Annotated in this window: 17 protein-coding genes and 1 other RNA gene; 8 read left to right on the top strand and 10 right to left on the bottom strand. The window is 60.9% G+C overall.

Annotation, left to right across the window (positions count from 1 at the left end; all coding sequences use genetic code 11):
• Nucleotides 1-26: 26 nt before the first annotated feature.
• The 3 genes from ACUN0E_RS37525 (at nucleotide 27) to ACUN0E_RS37515 (ending at nucleotide 4,201) form a co-directional block, all read left to right on the top strand.
• Nucleotides 27-1,343, top strand: coding sequence for a sulfate adenylyltransferase subunit 1 (locus ACUN0E_RS37525; protein ID WP_445570588.1), 1,317 nt, complete (start codon nucleotides 27-29; stop codon nucleotides 1,341-1,343).
• Nucleotides 1,344-1,397: 54 nt separating this feature from the next.
• Nucleotides 1,398-2,150 (top strand): uroporphyrinogen-III C-methyltransferase, encoded by a 753-nt coding sequence (gene cobA, locus ACUN0E_RS37520; RefSeq protein ID WP_445570587.1) that lies wholly within the window; start codon nucleotides 1,398-1,400, stop codon nucleotides 2,148-2,150.
• A gap of 1,103 nt (nucleotides 2,151-3,253) precedes the next feature.
• Nucleotides 3,254-4,201: an IS110 family transposase gene (locus ACUN0E_RS37515; RefSeq protein WP_445568379.1), complete on the top strand. Its 948-nt coding sequence runs from the start codon at nucleotides 3,254-3,256 to the stop codon at nucleotides 4,199-4,201.
• 408 nt (nucleotides 4,202-4,609) lie between these two features.
• Here ACUN0E_RS37515 and ACUN0E_RS37510 read toward each other — a convergent pair whose 3' ends face one another.
• Genes ACUN0E_RS37510 through lptF form a run of 3 tightly spaced genes read right to left on the bottom strand, consistent with a single transcriptional unit; the run spans nucleotide 4,610 to nucleotide 7,251 of the window.
• Entirely contained in the window at nucleotides 4,610-4,990 is a 381-nt protein-coding gene (locus ACUN0E_RS37510) for a sirohydrochlorin chelatase (protein WP_445569773.1), read from the bottom strand.
• 11 nt (nucleotides 4,991-5,001) lie between these two features.
• Nucleotides 5,002-6,150, bottom strand: a complete 1,149-nt coding sequence (lptG, locus tag ACUN0E_RS37505; RefSeq protein WP_408237436.1) for an LPS export ABC transporter permease LptG — start codon at nucleotides 6,148-6,150, stop codon at nucleotides 5,002-5,004.
• A 3-nt stretch (nucleotides 6,151-6,153) separates the two neighbouring features.
• A complete protein-coding gene (lptF, locus tag ACUN0E_RS37500) occupies nucleotides 6,154-7,251 on the bottom strand; it encodes an LPS export ABC transporter permease LptF (protein ID WP_445569772.1) in 1,098 nt (365 codons plus the stop codon).
• A gap of 137 nt (nucleotides 7,252-7,388) precedes the next feature.
• Between lptF and ACUN0E_RS37495 the strand changes: the two genes are divergently transcribed.
• The 3 genes from ACUN0E_RS37495 (at nucleotide 7,389) to ACUN0E_RS37485 (ending at nucleotide 10,161) form a co-directional block, all read left to right on the top strand.
• A complete protein-coding gene (locus ACUN0E_RS37495) occupies nucleotides 7,389-8,915 on the top strand; it encodes a leucyl aminopeptidase (RefSeq protein ID WP_445569771.1) in 1,527 nt (508 codons plus the stop codon).
• 52 nt (nucleotides 8,916-8,967) lie between these two features.
• Nucleotides 8,968-9,384, top strand: a complete 417-nt coding sequence (locus tag ACUN0E_RS37490) for a DNA polymerase III subunit chi (protein ID WP_408237444.1) — start codon at nucleotides 8,968-8,970, stop codon at nucleotides 9,382-9,384.
• A 93-nt stretch (nucleotides 9,385-9,477) separates the two neighbouring features.
• On the top strand, nucleotides 9,478-10,161 hold the full coding sequence (locus ACUN0E_RS37485; protein ID WP_445569770.1) for a DUF2486 family protein: 684 nt from the start codon (nucleotides 9,478-9,480) through the stop codon (nucleotides 10,159-10,161).
• 86 nt (nucleotides 10,162-10,247) lie between these two features.
• Here the strand turns inward: ACUN0E_RS37485 and ACUN0E_RS37480 are convergent, their stop codons facing one another.
• Entirely contained in the window at nucleotides 10,248-10,589 is a 342-nt protein-coding gene (locus ACUN0E_RS37480) for a c-type cytochrome (RefSeq protein ID WP_445569769.1), read from the bottom strand.
• A gap of 171 nt (nucleotides 10,590-10,760) precedes the next feature.
• On the bottom strand, nucleotides 10,761-12,434 hold the full coding sequence (ilvD, locus tag ACUN0E_RS37475) for a dihydroxy-acid dehydratase (protein ID WP_445569768.1): 1,674 nt from the start codon (nucleotides 12,432-12,434) through the stop codon (nucleotides 10,761-10,763).
• A gap of 215 nt (nucleotides 12,435-12,649) precedes the next feature.
• On the opposite strand from ilvD, the gene ACUN0E_RS37470 reads away from it, so the two are divergent.
• Together ACUN0E_RS37470 and lgt are read left to right on the top strand one after the other, a co-directional pair.
• A complete protein-coding gene (locus ACUN0E_RS37470; protein WP_445569767.1) occupies nucleotides 12,650-13,633 on the top strand; it encodes a LysR family transcriptional regulator in 984 nt (327 codons plus the stop codon).
• A gap of 133 nt (nucleotides 13,634-13,766) precedes the next feature.
• Nucleotides 13,767-14,672 carry a prolipoprotein diacylglyceryl transferase gene (gene lgt / locus ACUN0E_RS37465; RefSeq protein WP_408237459.1) on the top strand — a complete coding sequence of 302 codons (906 nt, stop codon included), beginning with the start codon at nucleotides 13,767-13,769 and terminating at the stop codon, nucleotides 14,670-14,672.
• Nucleotides 14,673-14,773: 101 nt separating this feature from the next.
• Here the strand turns inward: lgt and ACUN0E_RS37460 are convergent, their stop codons facing one another.
• The 5 genes from ACUN0E_RS37460 to ACUN0E_RS37440 form a co-directional block, all read right to left on the bottom strand.
• Complete coding sequence (locus ACUN0E_RS37460) at nucleotides 14,774-15,505, bottom strand: SIMPL domain-containing protein (RefSeq protein WP_408237462.1); 732 nt, start codon at nucleotides 15,503-15,505, stop codon at nucleotides 14,774-14,776.
• A 198-nt stretch (nucleotides 15,506-15,703) separates the two neighbouring features.
• Nucleotides 15,704-16,162 carry an EVE domain-containing protein gene (locus ACUN0E_RS37455; protein ID WP_445569766.1) on the bottom strand — a complete coding sequence of 153 codons (459 nt, stop codon included), beginning with the start codon at nucleotides 16,160-16,162 and terminating at the stop codon, nucleotides 15,704-15,706.
• A 96-nt stretch (nucleotides 16,163-16,258) separates the two neighbouring features.
• Nucleotides 16,259-16,440: non-coding RNA, 6S RNA (ssrS, locus tag ACUN0E_RS37450), on the bottom strand.
• Nucleotides 16,441-16,550: 110 nt separating this feature from the next.
• Nucleotides 16,551-16,865: a cell division protein ZapA gene (locus ACUN0E_RS37445; RefSeq protein ID WP_064269037.1), complete on the bottom strand. Its 315-nt coding sequence runs from the start codon at nucleotides 16,863-16,865 to the stop codon at nucleotides 16,551-16,553.
• Complete coding sequence (locus ACUN0E_RS37440; protein WP_445569765.1) at nucleotides 16,862-17,218, bottom strand: ATPase; 357 nt, start codon at nucleotides 17,216-17,218, stop codon at nucleotides 16,862-16,864. The genes ACUN0E_RS37445 and ACUN0E_RS37440 overlap by 4 nt, the downstream gene beginning before the upstream one ends.
• Between the last annotated feature and the right edge of the window lie 31 nt (nucleotides 17,219-17,249).

The raw sequence follows: 17,249 nt of genomic DNA, 5'->3' as shown, positions 1-17,249 counted from the left end.
CTCCGCTCGACAGAGGGACAAGGAACATCATGAAGATTCATCAACCAGAAGACCTCGGCGTGCTGCGATTCATCACGGCGGGCAGCGTCGACGACGGCAAGAGCACGTTGATCGGCCGTCTGCTGTACGACAGCAAGGCTGTGTTGAGCGACCAGCTCTCTGCACTGTCGCGCGCGAAGAATAAGCGTACCGTTGGCGACGAAATCGATCTGTCGCTGCTGACCGACGGCCTCGAAGCCGAACGCGAGCAGGGCATCACGATCGACGTCGCGTACCGCTACTTCGCCACCGCCAAGCGCAAGTTCATCATCGCCGATACGCCGGGCCACGAGCAGTACACGCGCAACATGGTGACGGGCGCATCGACCGCGCACGCAGCGATCATTCTGGTCGACGCGACCCGTGTGACGTTTGTCGACGGTGTGGCGCAATTGCTGCCGCAAACCAAGCGTCATAGCGCGATCGTGAAGCTGCTCGGCTTGCAGCACGCGATTGTCGCGATCAACAAGATGGACCTCGTCGACTACAGCGAAACGCGTTTCAACGAGATTCGCGATGCGTATGTCGAACTCGCGCGCCAACTGGGTCTGAACGATGTGCGCTTCGTGCCGGTGTCGGCGCTGAAGGGCGACAACATTGTGACGGCTAGCGAGCGGATGCCGTGGTACGCAGGCGAACCGCTGCTCGACTTGCTCGAAGCATTGCCGGTCGATATTCCGACGGGTCAGGCGCTGCGCTTCCCGGTGCAATGGGTGGCGCGTCAGGACGGCAGCCAGGCTGACGATTTCCGCGGCTACATGGGCCGTGTTGAAGCGGGTGAAGTGAGAGTGGGGGACACGATCGTTGTGCTGCCGGCGAACCGCGAAGCGACGGTTGCCGAGATCATCGCTCCGGTAACGGGCGGTACGGCGGCAGTGGATCGCGCGTTTGCCGGTCAAACCGTGACGATCCGTCTGGCGGAAGACGTCGACGTGTCGCGTGGCGATACCTTCTTGCTGCGCGAAGAAGCACCGGAACCGGCGAAGAAGCTGGAAGCCGACCTCTGCTGGTTCGACGACGCGCCGCTCTCGACGCAACGCAAGTATCTGTTGAAGCAGACTACCAACACGGTGTTCGCGCGGATCGGTTCGATCAGGGAGGTGCTCGACGTGCATACGCTGTCGCAGGCGACCGATCGCAAGGAACTGACGATGAACGACATCGGCCGCGTTGCACTGACGTTGCAAAAACCGCTGGTGTGCGACGTGTACGACTCTCATCAGGGCACGGGTGCATTCGTGCTGATTGACGAAGCGACGCATCACACCGTTGCGGCTGGGATGATTCGGGCGTTTTCGGCTTAAGCGGTTGAGACTCGGCCGCGTACAGCAGGCGCCCTAACGAACAGGTTGATGCAAATGGGTAAGGTTTATCTGATCGGCGCAGGCCCGGGTGCTGCGGACCTCATCACGGTACGCGGTGCGCGGCTGCTGGGCACGGCTGATGTTGTGTTGCATGACGCGCTTGTCGAGCCGGCAATGCTCGACCACGCGCCTGCGCACGCGCGGCGAATTGCGGTGGGTAAGCGCTGTGGGCAGCTGTCGACGGCGCAGCAGTTCATCAACAAGCAGATTGTGGACGCTGCGCTTGAGCATGACGTGGTGGTACGCCTGAAGGGCGGCGATCCGATGTTGTTTGGGCGTGCCGATGAGGAGATGCGGGCGCTGGAAGCCGCAGGCATCGAGTACGAGGTTGTACCTGGGATTACAGCGGCGCTGGCTAGCGCGGCTTCGTTGAAGCGGTCTCTTACGCTGCGCGGCGTTTCTCGTAGTGTTGCGCTGGCTACGTTTAGTCGCGCTCCGGGGTCTGACGAGATTCGCGAGCAGGTGAGTGCGGATTCGCTCGTGTTTTATATGGGTCGCGATAGTGGGGTGGAGATTGCCCAACAGTTGATTGACGCGGGGCGTGCTGTGTCGACGCCTGTGGCAATTGTTGAGGCGTGCAGTACGGAACGTGAGCGGATGCTCACCCTCACGCTTGAAGAACTCGCTGCTGGCGAGGCGCAGAGGTGGGTTGATGCTTCGCAACCGAGTCTCTTGATGATAGGGGAGGCGTTTGCTGCTCGGCAGCAGGTTGGCCGCTCCGCGGAAGGGTTTTTAGTCGCGGCTTAGTTTTTTTGTTTTTTGCTGTTCGCCTGCGGCGTTAGGCTTTTCTTGATTTTGTTTGTGTTCGTGGTGTTTGTTGTTTGCCTACGGCGTTGGCCTTTCCTTGAATTGTTATTGGTCTATTAGCGTCGCCCCTGTGCGGGGCAGGCACCTACTTTTCTTTGCCTGCTGCAAAGAAAAGTAGGCAAAAGAAAGCAGCTCAAACCGCTAGTTCTTAAGCGGGTCCCCCGCACAGTTGCGGTAGTGGAGCATCTGGAATCTGTGCTCTCGCACACTCCGCCTCGGTGACAAGGCCGTCATACTTCCGGCGGCGCTGCGCGCGCCGACGCGGTACTTCGTTAAACCGCTAGCCGTTTCGTATGCAGCGGTAATTCACATTAGCGCCTGTTGTGTTGAATGCGCGTGGCACCTCAAAAACCGACTTGCCGTTTTCAGCTCCCAGCCGTATTTCGTCTGCCACCAGCCGTTTTCGCACGCAGCAGTAATTCACAATGCCGTCTGTCGTACTGAATGCATGCGACACTTCAAAACCGCTTGCCGCTTGCCGCTTGCCGCTTGCCGCTTGCCGCTTGCCGCTTGCCGCTTGCCGCTTGCCGCTTTCAGCGTCCAGCCGCTAGCTATGTCTGGGGTCGTTCGCATTCGTCGAGGCGAAGCTGATGGCGCTCACTGCTCAACCGAACGGCGGTTTCCCTGGTAGACTCGTGGCGATGCACGAAGTACGGACCGGGAAGTGTGATGCCGGGCGCGCACATATATTTACCATCGGTATTGAGAAGTACCGTTACGGCGCGCGTAGCGCCGCCGGAAGTATGACGGCCTTGTCACTAACGCGGAGTGCGCGGGAGCACAGATTCCAGATGTACCACTATCCCCTCCAAGCCAGGGGACCCGCTTAAGAGCTAGCGGTTTGAGCTGCTTTCTTTTGCCTACTTGTATATTCCCTCCTGTGGCGTCGACCCGATCAGTTGTCGCCACACGGACAGTCAGCTCGTCTGCCTACAGTGTCTCGAGCCCGCAGAAAAGCCTGAGCGACTGTCCTTTTTATCCTCGTAACCCGAACAGTTGACTGAGCCTCGAGCTCGTATTTTCCTGCAAGTATGGGTACCGTGATGAACCAGACTTCCTCTTCCGTTTATATCGGCATCGACGTCAGTGGTAGCACCCTCGACGTTGCCATCCACGACACTACCGAACATTTCAGTGTCGACAATGAAACCGCCGCCATCGACCAGCTGGTCCAGCGTCTGATTGCGCTGAGCCCCACACTGATCGTCATGGAGGCCACCGGCAAGCTCGAACTCGCCGTGCTCAGGGCACTCTGTGAAGCCGGTCTGCCCGCTGTCGCAGTCAATCCCCGACAGGTGCGTGACTTCGCGCGCGCTACGGGGCGACGCGCCAAGACCGACCGTATCGATGCCTTCGCCATTGCCCATTTCGGCGCCGTCATCAAACCTGTCGTGCGCCCGCTCAACGATGTGCAGACCGAGCAGTTGCAGGCCCTGCTGCTGCGCCGTGCCCAGCTTATCGACATGCTGGTGGCGGAAAAAGCCCGCCTGGAGCGCGCCCACGCCGCAGCTAAGGAAAGCCTGAATGACCATATCAAATGGCTCAAACAGCAGCTCACCGTCGCTGATAAGGACATTGATTCGTTCATGCGCTCTTCGCCCGCCTGGCGTCAGAAGGAGGATCTGCTGCGCTCCGTGCCCGGGATCGGCCCCGGTGCCGCGGCCACGCTGATTGCATTCATGCCCCAGCTCGGCTCGCTGAACCGCCGCGAAATTGCCGCACTCACCGGTGTCGCGCCGTTCAATTGCGACAGCGGCAAGCACATCGGCAAGCGTCGCATTCAGGGCGGTCGCGCCATCGTGCGTCGCGCTCTTTACATGGCCTGCATACCTGCGTTGCGCTTCAATCCGGTGATCAGAGCCTTCTACGACCGTCTGCGCAAAGCTGGCAAACCGTTCAAGGTGGCCATGACCGCATGCATTCGCAAGCTCATCGTTACGCTTAACGCCATGGTCCATAACTCAACACCCTGGAACGCATCGACGAATTAACCGGCGGTATAGCTTTGCCTGGATGCTGTGCATGAACGCGATCATTCGCGTGGGCTACGCTCGCCTGTACCAGACTGGCGAACCGCACTGAGAATCCAGCACCCGGAAACAGCCTGTCGCTTGACTTCCAATACGGTTGCTTTTCTTTGCAGCAGGCAAAGAAAAGTAGGTGCCTGCCCCGCACAGGGGCGACGCTAATAAACCACTAAGAATTCAAGGAAAGGCCAAAGCAGCCAGTTCAAGGAAAGGCCAAAGCAGCCAGGTCAAGAAAGGCCCAACGCCGCAGGCGTACAGACAAAACGCACCGAGCAGACAAACAAAATCAAGAAAAGGCCAAAGAATCCAGATCAGGAAAAGCCCACCACCGCAGTTGCACAGCAAGAAAACAAGAAAAGACAAACACCAAAATCAAACTTGCCGAAGGCAATACTCCGCCACTGCATCCAGCACAGCTTCATCCTCACCAGCTGCGGTAGCGCACTTGATCTCCACACCCGGATACAACCCACGACATCGCTCGATCACATCCGGCAGATCCTTCCGAACATGCCCGCCTTGCCCAAAAAAAACAGGCACAACAGTCACAACAGAACACCCGTCGGAGACAAGAGCGCCCACAGCGGTAGGTAGATCCGGCTCCATCAACTCAAGAAAAGCCAGCAAAACCGACCCAGTGCCAGCATCAGAACCACGGGCAGCCCGCAACTTATCGGCAAGCCTCTCAAACGGCTCGCGCCATCGCACGTCTCTCGCGCCGTGCCCGAACAGCACCAACCCATGCGTAGCCATGGCAACGGCTCCTAATGGCGATCAACCCACTTCAATCCGACCAGCCCGAGCACGAGATAAACGAGCCCAGGCGTAGCCGCAGTCAACGGCGCGGGCCACGTATTCAACGTGCCAATATGCGAGAACAGCGTGTTGAACAGCTGGAAACTCATCCCCAGCATAATCCCGCCGAAAACCTTCACACCCACCACACCGGCGCGCGTATGCAGATACGCAAACGGCAGCGACAACACCAGCATCACGAACACCGCGAATGGATACAGCAGCTTGCGCCACAGCGCGATTTCATACCGCTGCGTGTCCTGATGATTCTCGGTCAAATGCTGGATGTAGCGGAACAGGTTGAACATCGACATCCGATCCGGCGACACCAGCAGCACCGACAGGATCTGCGGCGTCAATTCCGAGCGCAGCGAATACTCGGGCAACGCCACCTGCGTCGCGCGGTACACCGGATTCAAGGCGTCGGTCGGCGTGCCCGGAGGAGGGGGGACGTCGATCAATTGCGTATCGGTCACGTCGGTCAGTTGCCAATGCCCCGGCGGCTGATACCTGCCGCTCTTCGCAATCCGCACATTCGAGAGGCGGAACTTCGAATCGAATTCGTAAATCCGCACGTTGCTGATCGTAGCGTCTGGCTTCAATTCGCCGACGTTCACGAAACGCGTGACCTGCTCGCCGTCCGCGCGCGCGGTAAGCGTGTCCTTCACCCACACACCCGACTCGAAGTTGGTCGATACCGACGACCCCAGTGCTTCGAGCCGCACGCGTTCCGACAACTGATCCGTGTACGGACCGACCACTTCGCCGATGATGTAAGTCAGGAACACCAGCGGAATGCCGATCTTCATGAGCGAGCGCAGCGCCTGATTGGTGGCGAGGCCCGACACGCGGAAAATCGTGTACTCGGAGTTCGCCGCCATTTGCGCGAACACGTAGATCGCGCTAATCAACGCGGCGACAGGAATGATTTCGTAAAAGCGCGACGGCGTTTGCAAAGCGACCCGCAGCACCGCGTACTGGAATTTGTAATTGCCGTGGCCGACGGAGTTCAGTTCGTTGATCAGGTCGAAGAAGAAGAACAGACCTGAAAACGCGAACAGAATAAAGACGAACGTGAGGTAGATCTGACGCGCGAAGTACCTTTCATAGATCCGCATCGGTCAGGCCCCCTTCGCACGGCCGAACATCGCCCGCGTGAATAGCGGCCGGTTGCGCACGCGCAGCCAGAAGATGAATGCGACGACCGCCGCCACGATGATATGCAGGCCCACCAGTCCAACTCCGAACGACATCTTGCCTTGCTCGATCCACGACTGGATCACGTTTAACAGATTCGAATACGTCAGATAAATCAGAACAGCCATCACCAGATTGATCGTGCGGCTGCGCCGCGGGTTCTGGTGCGCGAGCGGAATCGCCAGCAGCATCAGGTTGATCGCAATCAGCGGCAGGCCCGCGCGCCACGCGAATTCGGCGAGGTTGTCCTTGGTCGGGTTGCGCAGCAACGTGAGCGTAGGCAAGCCGGTGGTAGTCGGCGTGTTGATGACCGGCTGGCTCTGGATCTTCACGCCGTAGCGTTCGAATTCCATGATGCGGAAATCGGGGTGCCCCGGTTCGCCGTCATAACGGCGGCCGTTTTCCAGCACGACGAAGCGGTCGCCGTTCTTGTGTGTTTCGGTGTGGCCGGTTTTCGACACGACCACGTTGACCTTACCGTTTTCCGTGCTGGTCACGAACACGTTCTCGACGCGCGCCTGGTCGGGCGACATCTTCTCGATGAAGAACACGCGGTGGCTGGTCGCCGACTCGCGGAATTGACCCGGGGCGAGCAGCGAGACTTCGTCGCGCTGCTGGAAGCGCGCGCGGATCAGCTTGCTCTGCTGGTTCGACCACGGCCAGCCGACGAACACGAAGAACATGATGAGAATGATGATCGGCGTGGCGAAAATACCGATTGGCTTGATGAAGCGGGTCAAACTGACACCCGAGGCGAGCCAGACGACCATCTCGGAGTCTTTGTACCAGCGGGTCAGGACGAACAGAATCGACACGAACAGGGTCGCGACGAGCATGATGGCCAGGTAGCCGATCACGGTCAGGCCGATCAGGACCAGCACGTCGCGCGGGTCGATCTCGCCCGAAGCCGCGAAGCCGACGATGCGGATCATCATCGTCGTCAGCACGAGCGTGAGGAGAACCATGAACACGGCACCAGCCGTATACGCGAGTTCGCGCTGGAGGGAGCGTTCGAAGATCATTATTGATGATGAGAGGGGGCGCTCTCAGTGACGCACGGATTGGTTCCCGTCACGTCTCCGGTGCAGCCGCCGCGGGAAAAATAGCGGATAATTGCGGCTTTCATCCTAAGCCCAGATTTTATCCGAGGACAAGCGCGATGGACTTTAGCATAAAAGCCTGTGATTGGACCAAAGGCTCGTCAAACGGTTTCCTGACCGGGAAATCGGATTGCATCGTAATCGGCGTGTTCGAGTCGCAAACGCTCTCGGGCGCTGCGCTGGAGATCGACGCGGCCACCAAGGGCCTGCTGACCCGCATCATCAAGGCCGGCGACATGGACGGCAAGGGCGGCGCCACGCTGTTCCTGCACGAAGTCTCGGGCATCGGCGCGTCACGCGTGCTGCTGGTCGGCCTCGGCAAGCAGGATGCTTTCAGCCAGAAAGCCTACGGCGAAGCCGTGCGGGCCGCCTGGCGTGCATTGCTGGGCACCAAGATCGTCCAGGTCACCTTCACGCTCGCCCAACTGCCGATCCTCGAACGTTCGGCCGATTGGGGCGTGCGCGCCGCGATCATCGCGCTGCGCGAGCTGACCTACAAGTTCACGCAGATGAAGAGCAAACCGGACAACTCGACGCGTGCGTTGAAGCGCATCGTCTTCAGCGTCAATACCGGCGACGAGAAGGCCGCCAAGCTTGCCGCGAAGCAGGGCGCCGCACTTGCCAACGGCATGGACCTGACGCGCGACCTCGGCAACCTGCCGAGCAACGTCTGCACGCCGACCTACCTCGCCAACACGGCCAGGAAGCTCGCCAAAGACTGGAAGCTGAAGGTCGAAGTGCTCGGCGAAAAGCAGTGCGAAGCGCTGAAGATGGGCTCGTTCCTGTCGGTCACGGCCGGCTCGGTCGAACCGGCTCAGTTCATCGTGCTGCAGTATCAGGGCGGGGCCGCGAAAGCCGCGCCGGTGGTGCTGGTCGGCAAGGGCGTCACGTTCGACACCGGCGGCATTTCGCTGAAACCGGGCGAAGGCATGGACGAGATGAAGTACGACATGTGCGGCGCCGGTTCGGTGCTGGGCACGTTGCGCGCCGTCGCCGAAATGGGCTTGAAAATCAACGTGGTCGGCATCATCCCGGCGGTGGAGAACATGCCGTCGGCCACCGCCACCAAGCCGGGCGACATCGTCACCAGCATGAAGGGCCTGACAATCGAAGTGCTGAACACGGACGCCGAAGGCCGGCTGATCCTGTGCGACGCGCTCACCTACGCCGAGCGCTTCAAGCCGGCAGCGGTGATCGACATCGCCACGCTGACGGGCGCTTGCATCATCGCGCTGGGTCATCACAACAGCGGCCTGTTCTCGAAAGACGACGCGCTGGCGGGCGAACTGCTCGATGCATCGCGTGAAGCTTCCGACCCGGCCTGGCGCCTGCCGCTCGACGACGAGTATCAGGATCAGCTCAAGTCGAATTTCGCGGACCTGGCGAACATCGGCGGGCGTCCGGCGGGCAGCGTGACGGCGGCGTGCTTCCTGTCGCGCTTCACCGAAGCGTACCCGTGGGCGCATCTGGACATCGCCGGCACCGCGTGGAAGAGCGGCGCGGCGAAGGGCGCTACCGGCCGTCCGGTGCCCTTGCTCGCGCAGTTCCTGATCGATAGGGCCGCGGACGGTCGCGCTGCACAATGACGCGTTGCAGTAAGGTTGCAGGCATTGTTGTAGACGCAAAGCGGAGCCGCCGATGACGAGAATCGATTTTCACTCGAACGTCGGCGATTCGCTGCTGTATGCGTGCCGCCTGATCCGCAAGGCGTATCAGGCGGGCCAGCCGACCATCGTGCTGGCCGAGCCCGAGCGCCTGCGGGCTTTCGACGAACAGTTGTGGACGTTCTCGCCACTCGACTTCGTGCCGCACTGCATGGCGGGCACGAAGCTCGCCTCGCAAACACCGATTGTGCTGGCTTCGAGCCTCGATGATGTGCCGCACCATCAGGTGCTGCTCAATCTCGGCGCCACGGTGCCCGCGCAATTCGCGCGCTTCGAAAGATTGCTGGAAGTGGTCGGTAACGCACACGACGAACTCGCGGCAGGCCGAGAACGCTATCGTTTCTATCGCGATCGCGGCTATCCTTTGAACAACTACAAGCAAGGCAGCTAGGTTTCATTCCGCCCGCGTCGCGTGGTGTTTTGTCGTATGGATTCGACGCGTACGCGGCCTGCTTCAGCTTGGACTCAAACGCGGAGAGTGCACGTGTCCGATCCTAACGACAGTTCGATCCCGGTTCTGCACGAGATTATCGTACCGGGCAATCCTGCTCAGGCGCGCCATGCGCCAGGCAACGCGGCAACGCCGGCTACGCAGCCGGTGTTTGATCCCGAGACTGCGCAAGAACCGGTCTTCGCGCCGGAACCCGGGCACGCGCCTGAGCCGGTGCTTGCGCTAGAACCCGCGCATGCGCGGGAGGAGCCGACGCTCGCGCCGGAGCCTGTGCATGTGCCGGAGCCAGCGCATCCGGAAGAATCCGCGCATCCGAAGAAACGCTCGAGGTCACACCACGCCGCCGATCACCGGCACGGGCATGAATCTGATTTTGCGCCGTCGGCGGGCGTCTTCGATCGGGTTGAACCGCATGCGCCGATCGAGGCGGGCGCGATCGTGCCGCCGGATATCGCTCATGAGGCGCTCGCGCAGCCGCGGCCTAATCTCGATGCGGATGTCATCGCCGAACGTCTGCGTGGACGGTTTGCGGGTTTTCTGACGGGCGAGGGGCGCGGCATTATCGAAGCACGCTGCCGCGACGCGCTGCAGGATCACACTTCATGGCTCGTCAACCAGATCACGCGCGAAGTGGCGCTGGCTCTGGAGACTGAATTGACCGGCTGGGTAAGGGAAGCGGTCGATCAGGAGATCGCGCGGCGCTCGGGCAGCGCTTGATCATGGCAGAGGGCGCGCATTTATCCGGGCGCTCTCACCACGTTCACCAGGCCGCGTTCATTTGAGTCTTCATTTAAGAAGTATCGTCATTTGAGCGTCATCACCCAGCTCGCCAGCGTAGCCGCCTGATCGGGCGTGAGCTGCGTGTTCGCGGGCATCGGCACCGTGCCCCACACGCCCGTGCTGCCATCCAGAATCTTGTGCTTCAGATAGGTAATGGCGTCTTCGTGGCCGGCGTATTTCTCGGCGACGTCATGCAGCGCCGGTCCCATGAAGGGACGCGTCACCGAGTGGCAGCTCATGCAGTTCTGCTGCTGCGCTAGCGCAAGGCCAACGGAGGCCTCCGCGTGCGCTGCGGGACTGCTGACGCTTAATGTAGCGCTCAGCACACCAGCCGCTGCAAGCGCTGCGTACGACATTGATTTCATTCTGGTCTCCGTCGGTGCAGATGCCCGACTCGTGGTGCACGCATTATAAAAGGAAAGGGGCGCACGGTTTCCCGTGCGCCCCTTTGCGCTTTTACGTAGCTTATGTGGCTTCGAGCCGCGCTCCCGGTCCGTCCCGGGGAACCGCGGCGAATCAGCGCGCTCGATGTGTGCTTAGCCCGTCACTGCGCCCTTGTTGGCCGGCAGCGCCAACGCGGAGTACTTCGCCAGCACGCCATGCGTGTAACGCGGCTTCGGTTGCTGCCATGCAGCGCGGCGGCGTTGCAATTCGGCGTCGTCGATGTTCAGTTGCAGGAGCAGCTTGTGTGCATCGATCGTGATCGAGTCGCCTTCCTGCACGAACGCGATCGTACCGCCCACGAATGCTTCCGGTGCGACGTGGCCGACCACCATGCCCCACGTGCCGCCCGAGAAACGGCCGTCGGTGATAAGGCCGACGCTTTCGCCGAGCCCCTTGCCGATGATCGCCGACGTCGGCGCGAGCATTTCCGGCATGCCGGGGCCGCCCTTCGGGCCGAGGTAACGCAGCACGACCACGTCGCCGGAGACGATCCTGTCGGCCAGAATCGCTTCCAGCGCGCTTTGCTCGTCATCGAACACGCGGGCCGGGCCGGTGATGACCGGGTTCTTCAGGCCGGTGATCTTGGCGACGGCGCCGTCAACGGCCAGGTTGCCCTTCAGGATCGCGAGGTGGCCTTCCTTGTACAGCGCCTGTTCGATCGGAAAAATCACCTGCTGATCAGCGCGCGGCTTGCCCGGCACGTCCTTCAGTTCTTCAGCGATCGTCTTGCCGGTGATCGTGATGCAATCGCCGTGCAACAGACCTGCGTCGAGCAGAATCTTCATGACTTGCGGAATGCCGCCGGCCTTATGCAGATCGGTTGCCACGAACTGGCCCGACGGCTTCAGGTTACAGATCACCGGCACTTTTTTGCGCATACGCTCGAAGTCTTCGATGGTCCATTCCACTTCAGCCGCGTGAGCGATAGCGAGGAAGTGCAGCACCGCGTTGGTTGAGCCGCCCGTCGCCATCAGGACGGCTACGGCGTTTTCGATCGACTTCTTCGTGACGATGTCGCGCGGCTTCAGATCCTTCTTGACCGCTTCGACCAGCACGCGTGCCGATTCGGCGGCCGAGTCGACCTTTTCCTGGTCCGGATTGGCCATCGTCGACGAATACAGCAGCGACATGCCCAGCGCTTCGAACGACGAGCTCATCGTGTTGGCGGTGTACATGCCGCCGCATGAACCCGTCGACGGGCACGCGTTCTTTTCGACCCCTTCGAAATCTTCCTGCGACATCCGGCCGGCCGTGAATTCGCCCACTGCTTCGAACGACGACACGATGGTCAGGTCGGTGCCCTTCCAGTTGCCCGGGCGGATCGTGCCGCCGTACACGTAGATGCTCGGCACGTTGGTGCGCAGCATGCCGATCATGCCGCCTGGCATGTTCTTATCGCAGCCGCCGATCACGACCACGCCGTCCATCCACTGACCTTGCACGCAGGTCTCGATACAGTCGGCGATGACTTCGCGCGACACCAGCGAATACTTCATGCCTTCGGTGCCCATCGACATGCCGTCCGAAATCGTCGGCGTGCCGAAGATCTGCGGATTCGCGTCGGCGCCCTTGACCGCGGCAACGGCCGCGTCGGCCAGACGCTGCAGGCCGGCGTTACACGGCGTGATGGTCGAGTGGCCGTTGGCGATGCCGATCATCGGCTTGTCGAAGTCGGCCTTTTCGTAGCCGAGTGCGTAGTACATCGAGCGGTTCGGTGAACGCGCCACGCCTTGCGTGATGTTCTTCGAACGACGGTTGTATGCCATGGGGGACTCCAATCTGTTTTGTTTTGATCCGTGCTGCGTGTTTGCCGCCCAGTTGGTGCGGCAGGCGCTATGCCGACGCCGCCAATGCGCTTGCCGGCAGGTACGACGGCGCTTCAGTCCAGTTTAGTTCCGACGCGTCGCGCAAGGATGCAGTTTTGCCAGGCGTGTGTCCAATATATTATTCAGGCTCGATTAGGTCGTAAAATGTATTAATCATGCTGCCCGCTATCCCTGATCTGCGCCAGTTGCGCTATTTCGTGACCGTCGCCGAAGAAAAGCACTTCGGACGGGCGGCCGCACGCCTTTCCATGACGCAGCCGCCGTTGTCGCAAGCGATTCGCGCGCTGGAGGAGACGCTTGGTGTGGCGCTGTTCGCGCGGACCAAGCGTTCGGTGGAGCTCACTCCGGTGGGCGCCGACCTGCTGCCGGAAGTGCAGCGCCTGCTGTCGAGTGCCGAGGGGCTGCGGCCGCTGGCGCAGAGCCTCGCGCGAGGCGAGGCGGGAGCGCTGTCGCTGGCGTTTGTCTCCACGGCCGATTACGGCCTGCTGCCGTTGCTGCTGCGTGATTTCGGCGCGCGGCATCCACGGGTGCGCCTCGAATTGACGGAAGCCACCAGCGACGTGCAGGTGGAAGAACTCGTGGCCGGGCGTATCGACGCGGGCCTCGTGATCGCGCCGCTGCCGTCGCGCCATGCCACCCAGCTCTCGTGGCTGCCGATCGCCCGCGAGCCGCTGGTGATCGCGATGTCGACGGAAACGGCGGCGCGCGCAGGCAGCGCCGCCGGGTCTGACGGCGACCCGCGCGCCGAGTGGCTGGACACACCGATTAGCCTGCGCGACGTCGCCGACGAACCGCTCGTGATCTTCCCCAGACGTTTGGCGCCAGGCTTTTATGACATCATTATGGATTGCTACGGCGTGGCGGGCCTCGTACCCCGGGTCGGCCAGGAGGCGATCCAGATGCAGACGATCGTGAGCCTCGTGTCGGCCGGCATGGGCGTCGCACTGGTGCCGCAATCGTTGCGTAACCTGCGCCGCACTGGCGTCGTGTACCGGCCATTCGCCGAATCAGTGCCGGCGATCGAGACGGGGCTGGTCTGGCGCACGGCGGAGGTGGGTCCGGTGTTGGCCGGCTTTATCGAAATCGTGCGGGCGCATGCGGCCACCGTTGAGGCGCAGGTTGCGGCGCCTCGTGATTAGGCTCGACGCTGCCGCGAACGCATTGCAAATCGAACCGTCCAACGCATGCGCCACATGGTGCGCAAACCGCTGGCTGCTGCTTGAAAATCGACTAGAAATCCGCTTCTGAACCTGAACTGCCCATAACAACACGATGCTCATTCACCCGAATTTCGACCCCGTTGCCATTCATCTGGGGCCGCTTGCTGTGCGCTGGTATGGACTGATGTACCTCGTCGCGTTCATCGCGGCGATCGTCGTCGGCCGGCTGCGGCTGCGTTTGCCGTACGTCGCCGCGCAAGGCTGGACCGCCAAGGACATCGACGACATGCTGTTCTACGGCGTGCTCGGTACGATTTTCGGCGGCCGGCTCGGCTACGTGCTGTTTTACAAGGCGAGCTTTTACTTCACGCATCCGCTCGACATCTTCAAGGTGTGGGAAGGCGGCATGTCGTTTCACGGCGGCTTCCTCGGCGTAACGCTGGCGATGGTGCTGTTCGCGTATCAGCGCAAACGCTCGTGGCTGCAGGTCACCGATTTCGTCGCGCCGATGGTGCCCACCGGGCTCGCGGCAGGGCGCCTTGGCAACTTCATCAACGGCGAGTTATGGGGCCGTGTGACGGATCCGTCGGCGCCGTGGGCGATGCTCTTCCCCGGCGCCGCACCGGACGACGCCACCTGGCTCACCACGCATCCGCAACTGGCCGCCCAATGGCATCTGAACGAAGTGTTCGCGCAATATCACATGCTGCCGCGCCATCCGTCGGAGTTGTATGAGATTGCGCTCGAAGGCGTGGCGCTGTTCTTCGTGCTGTTCTTCTTCTCGCGCAAACCGAAGCCGCTGGGCGCGATTTCCGCGGTGTTCCTGATCGGCTACGGTCTCGCACGCTTCACGGTGGAATTCGCGCGTGAGCCGGATGATTTCCTTGGCTTGCTCGCAATGGGGCTTTCGATGGGGCAGTGGCTCTCGCTGCCAATGATCCTGGCTGGCATCGGGATACTGGTGTGGTCCTATCGCCGTGCGCGGCGTCAACCGGCGCAAGCGGTCGGCGCGAACTGATCGCTACGTTTTATCGTAGTGAACACCCAATGAAAAAAGCCACGGCATGCCGTGGCTTTTTACTTTACTGCCTCACAGCAGTGCGTCAAGCGTAAAACGCGTTATTTCATCTGCACCGAGCCAGACACGTTGACCGTCACGGTCGACGTGCCGCCTTCGAGCGGCACGGGCGCGGATGCCTTCGCATCGGCGCCCATCGCGCGTGCGCTCATCATCATCATCGGACGCGGCATGACGCCGTTGTGCCCGACGTTGACTTCACGAATCGAATAGCTGCTGTAGCCGAACGCCTGCGCCGACGAAGCCGCCTGCTCGCGGAACGACCTGATGGCTTCGCCGGTGAGCTTCTGCTCAGCAGCACGCTGCGCTTCAGGCGACAACGAGAACTGCACATTGCCGACCTGCATGATCGATGCCATCTGGCCTGCGAGTTTCGACGCCGCGGCGAAGTCGTGCGATTCGAGCACAACTTCCGTACGGCCGCGCCATGCGGAAATGCGGCCGTCACGATCGGTGGACGGGTAGATCGAGAAGGAACCGGTGCGGGCCGTTACGCCGTTCACGCCCTTGGCTTTTTGCAGCGCCGCATCGGCGCGCTGATTCAGCGTGGAGGTAAGCGCGGACGGATCGCTCGCTTCCTGCTCGTAGAACAGCGTGATATCGACGACGTCTTGCGGCACTTCCGCGCTTGCCTGTGCATTCAGCGACAGCACGCCAGCGGGCTGATACTGCGTCACGCCTTGCGCGCGCGCCATGGCCGGCGTCAGCGCGAGCGCGGCAGGGGCGGCGCATACGAGAGCGAGAGCGAGTGCACGTGCGGTGTTTTTCGTCATTCTTGGACTCCTTGCTTGAACAGGTTTGTGCACGATTGGAGCGAACGCCGGCCAATGGCACGACGTTTGCGAGTCCGTTAGGCGCTTGTAACCTGGGCTTGGTTCCCTAATTTGACGTTTGCTTCAACGTTTGTCTTCATCCGCCTGCAGATTTGCACATGATTGCAGCAGCGACGGGTCGCATGTGCGTATGCAGCGTCAAACAAGACGCTTGGTGATGAAGCGCCATTCGGCTTCGGTCACCGGCGTGATCGACAGGCGGTTGCCTCTGGCGAGCACGCGCATGTCCTTCAATTCCTCATGCTCGCGCAATGCGGAAAGCGGAATCAACGGGATTTTCTTCTTGAACACCACATCGACAAGCAGCCAGCGCGGCGTTTCCTGCGACGGCTTCGGGTCGTAGTAGGGGCTCTTCTTATCGAATTGAGTGGGATCCGGATAGGCAGTAGACGACACCTCCGCGAGTCCCGCAATGCCCGGCTCAGGGCAACTCGAGTGATAGAACAGCACAGCGTCGCCGACCTGCATCATGTCACGCATGAAGTTGCGTGCCTGATAGTTGCGCACGCCGGTCCACGGCAACGTGTGTTGCGGTGCCTGGGCGAGATGGTCGATGCTTGCTTCGTCCGGTTCGGACTTCATTAGCCAGTAGCGCATGAATCGAATTGAACGTTAAAGGTTTGAGAATACAGAAGAAAAACCGAGACCCAAAGAAAAACGGCATCGAACCGAAGTCCGATGCCGCTTTTGAATAAGGTCCCCGCCTTAGCCGCTAGGCCGGCATCCTGAACCGGGGGTTCAGAATTGGTCGCAGTTAGCAGCACTTCGGGTACATCAGACAGAGTGACGCGCACACCCGTGCTACAAATTTCCACAACCGTGCACATGGCATTGGTTCAAGGAATATATGACCTTGGCGAACCAGGCAGGGAGGTCAAACCGATTGAACTCAATTGTTTGCGTGAGTTTTTGCTCATGCATTCCGCTTGAATTCGCAGCCGATCTCAGGACCGGCCACTTGAAATTGTTCGAGACTGCTGGGTGCTTACTGCATGCTGTACTGCTGAATCACCGTACCCAGTTGTTCGTTCATTTGATGCATTGTACGCCGGATTTCTTCGGCGGGAAATGCTTCTCCGTGTCGCACGCTCGTTTGCAGCTTAAGCAGTTCCGATGCCAGCGACAGCGCAGCCATGACGGCAATGCGATCCGTGCCGCGCACGTTGCTGTTGTTGCGGATCTTCGACATCTCGGCGTCGACGCGTGCAACCGCTTCAAGCAGCGCGCCTTCCGTTTCCGGCGAGCAGGCGAGCCGATAGGGCACGCCGAGAATCGATACTTCGATCTGCTTGGTGGTCATGCATTTTCTCCATGGCGGGTGGCGTCGCTCTCCGCTTCGACCTCATGCGGGGCGGCCTCGAGCAGATCGAGCTGATTGTCCGGCTCGCTTTGCGCACGAGCTCGCGGCAGCTTTTCGAGGATCGCATTCAGGCGTACCTGGGCGTCGTCGATCTTTGCCGACAGCGCGTCGCGTTCCGCTTGCAGCGTATCGCGCTCCTCGCGCATCAACGCGAGTTCAGTGCGCGTGGCCTCAGCTTCGGCACGCGTTTGGGCGAGCTGATCTTCGAGCGCGAGCCGCGCTTCATTGTGGCGTTGGCTGATCGTGATCAGCTTGCCGATATTCTGTGAAAGTGTTTCGAGTTCGGTGAGCATCTGCTGCGTCCTCTAAAGACATCGCATTTTA

This window comes from Paraburkholderia sp. D1E (genome assembly GCF_052682275.1).
The sequence above is the reverse complement of the archived record's forward strand: the minus strand, read 5'-3'. Positions and strand labels throughout refer to the sequence as shown.

Bases quoted from the DNA above. Each gene is read 5' to 3' on its own strand.
- cobA (WP_445570587.1), top strand. From the start codon at position 1,398: ATGGGTAAGGTTTATCTGATCGGCGCAGGCCCGGGTGCTGCGGACCTC.
- ACUN0E_RS37470 (WP_445569767.1), top strand. From the start codon at position 12,650: ATGCTGCCCGCTATCCCTGATCTGCGCCAGTTGCGCTATTTCGTGACC.
- ACUN0E_RS37515 (WP_445568379.1), top strand. From the start codon at position 3,254: ATGAACCAGACTTCCTCTTCCGTTTATATCGGCATCGACGTCAGTGGT.
- lptF (WP_445569772.1), bottom strand. From the start codon at position 7,251: ATGATCTTCGAACGCTCCCTCCAGCGCGAACTCGCGTATACGGCTGGT.
- ilvD (WP_445569768.1), bottom strand. From the start codon at position 12,434: ATGGCATACAACCGTCGTTCGAAGAACATCACGCAAGGCGTGGCGCGT.
- ACUN0E_RS37480 (WP_445569769.1), bottom strand. From the start codon at position 10,589: ATGAAATCAATGTCGTACGCAGCGCTTGCAGCGGCTGGTGTGCTGAGC.
- ACUN0E_RS37445 (WP_064269037.1), bottom strand. From the start codon at position 16,865: ATGACCACCAAGCAGATCGAAGTATCGATTCTCGGCGTGCCCTATCGG.
- ACUN0E_RS37495 (WP_445569771.1), top strand. From the start codon at position 7,389: ATGGACTTTAGCATAAAAGCCTGTGATTGGACCAAAGGCTCGTCAAAC.
- lgt (WP_408237459.1), top strand. From the start codon at position 13,767: ATGCTCATTCACCCGAATTTCGACCCCGTTGCCATTCATCTGGGGCCG.
- ACUN0E_RS37440 (WP_445569765.1), bottom strand. From the start codon at position 17,218: ATGCTCACCGAACTCGAAACACTTTCACAGAATATCGGCAAGCTGATC.
- ACUN0E_RS37490 (WP_408237444.1), top strand. From the start codon at position 8,968: ATGACGAGAATCGATTTTCACTCGAACGTCGGCGATTCGCTGCTGTAT.
- ACUN0E_RS37455 (WP_445569766.1), bottom strand. From the start codon at position 16,162: ATGCGCTACTGGCTAATGAAGTCCGAACCGGACGAAGCAAGCATCGAC.
- ACUN0E_RS37510 (WP_445569773.1), bottom strand. From the start codon at position 4,990: ATGGCTACGCATGGGTTGGTGCTGTTCGGGCACGGCGCGAGAGACGTG.
- ACUN0E_RS37460 (WP_408237462.1), bottom strand. From the start codon at position 15,505: ATGACGAAAAACACCGCACGTGCACTCGCTCTCGCTCTCGTATGCGCC.
- lptG (WP_408237436.1), bottom strand. From the start codon at position 6,150: ATGCGGATCTATGAAAGGTACTTCGCGCGTCAGATCTACCTCACGTTC.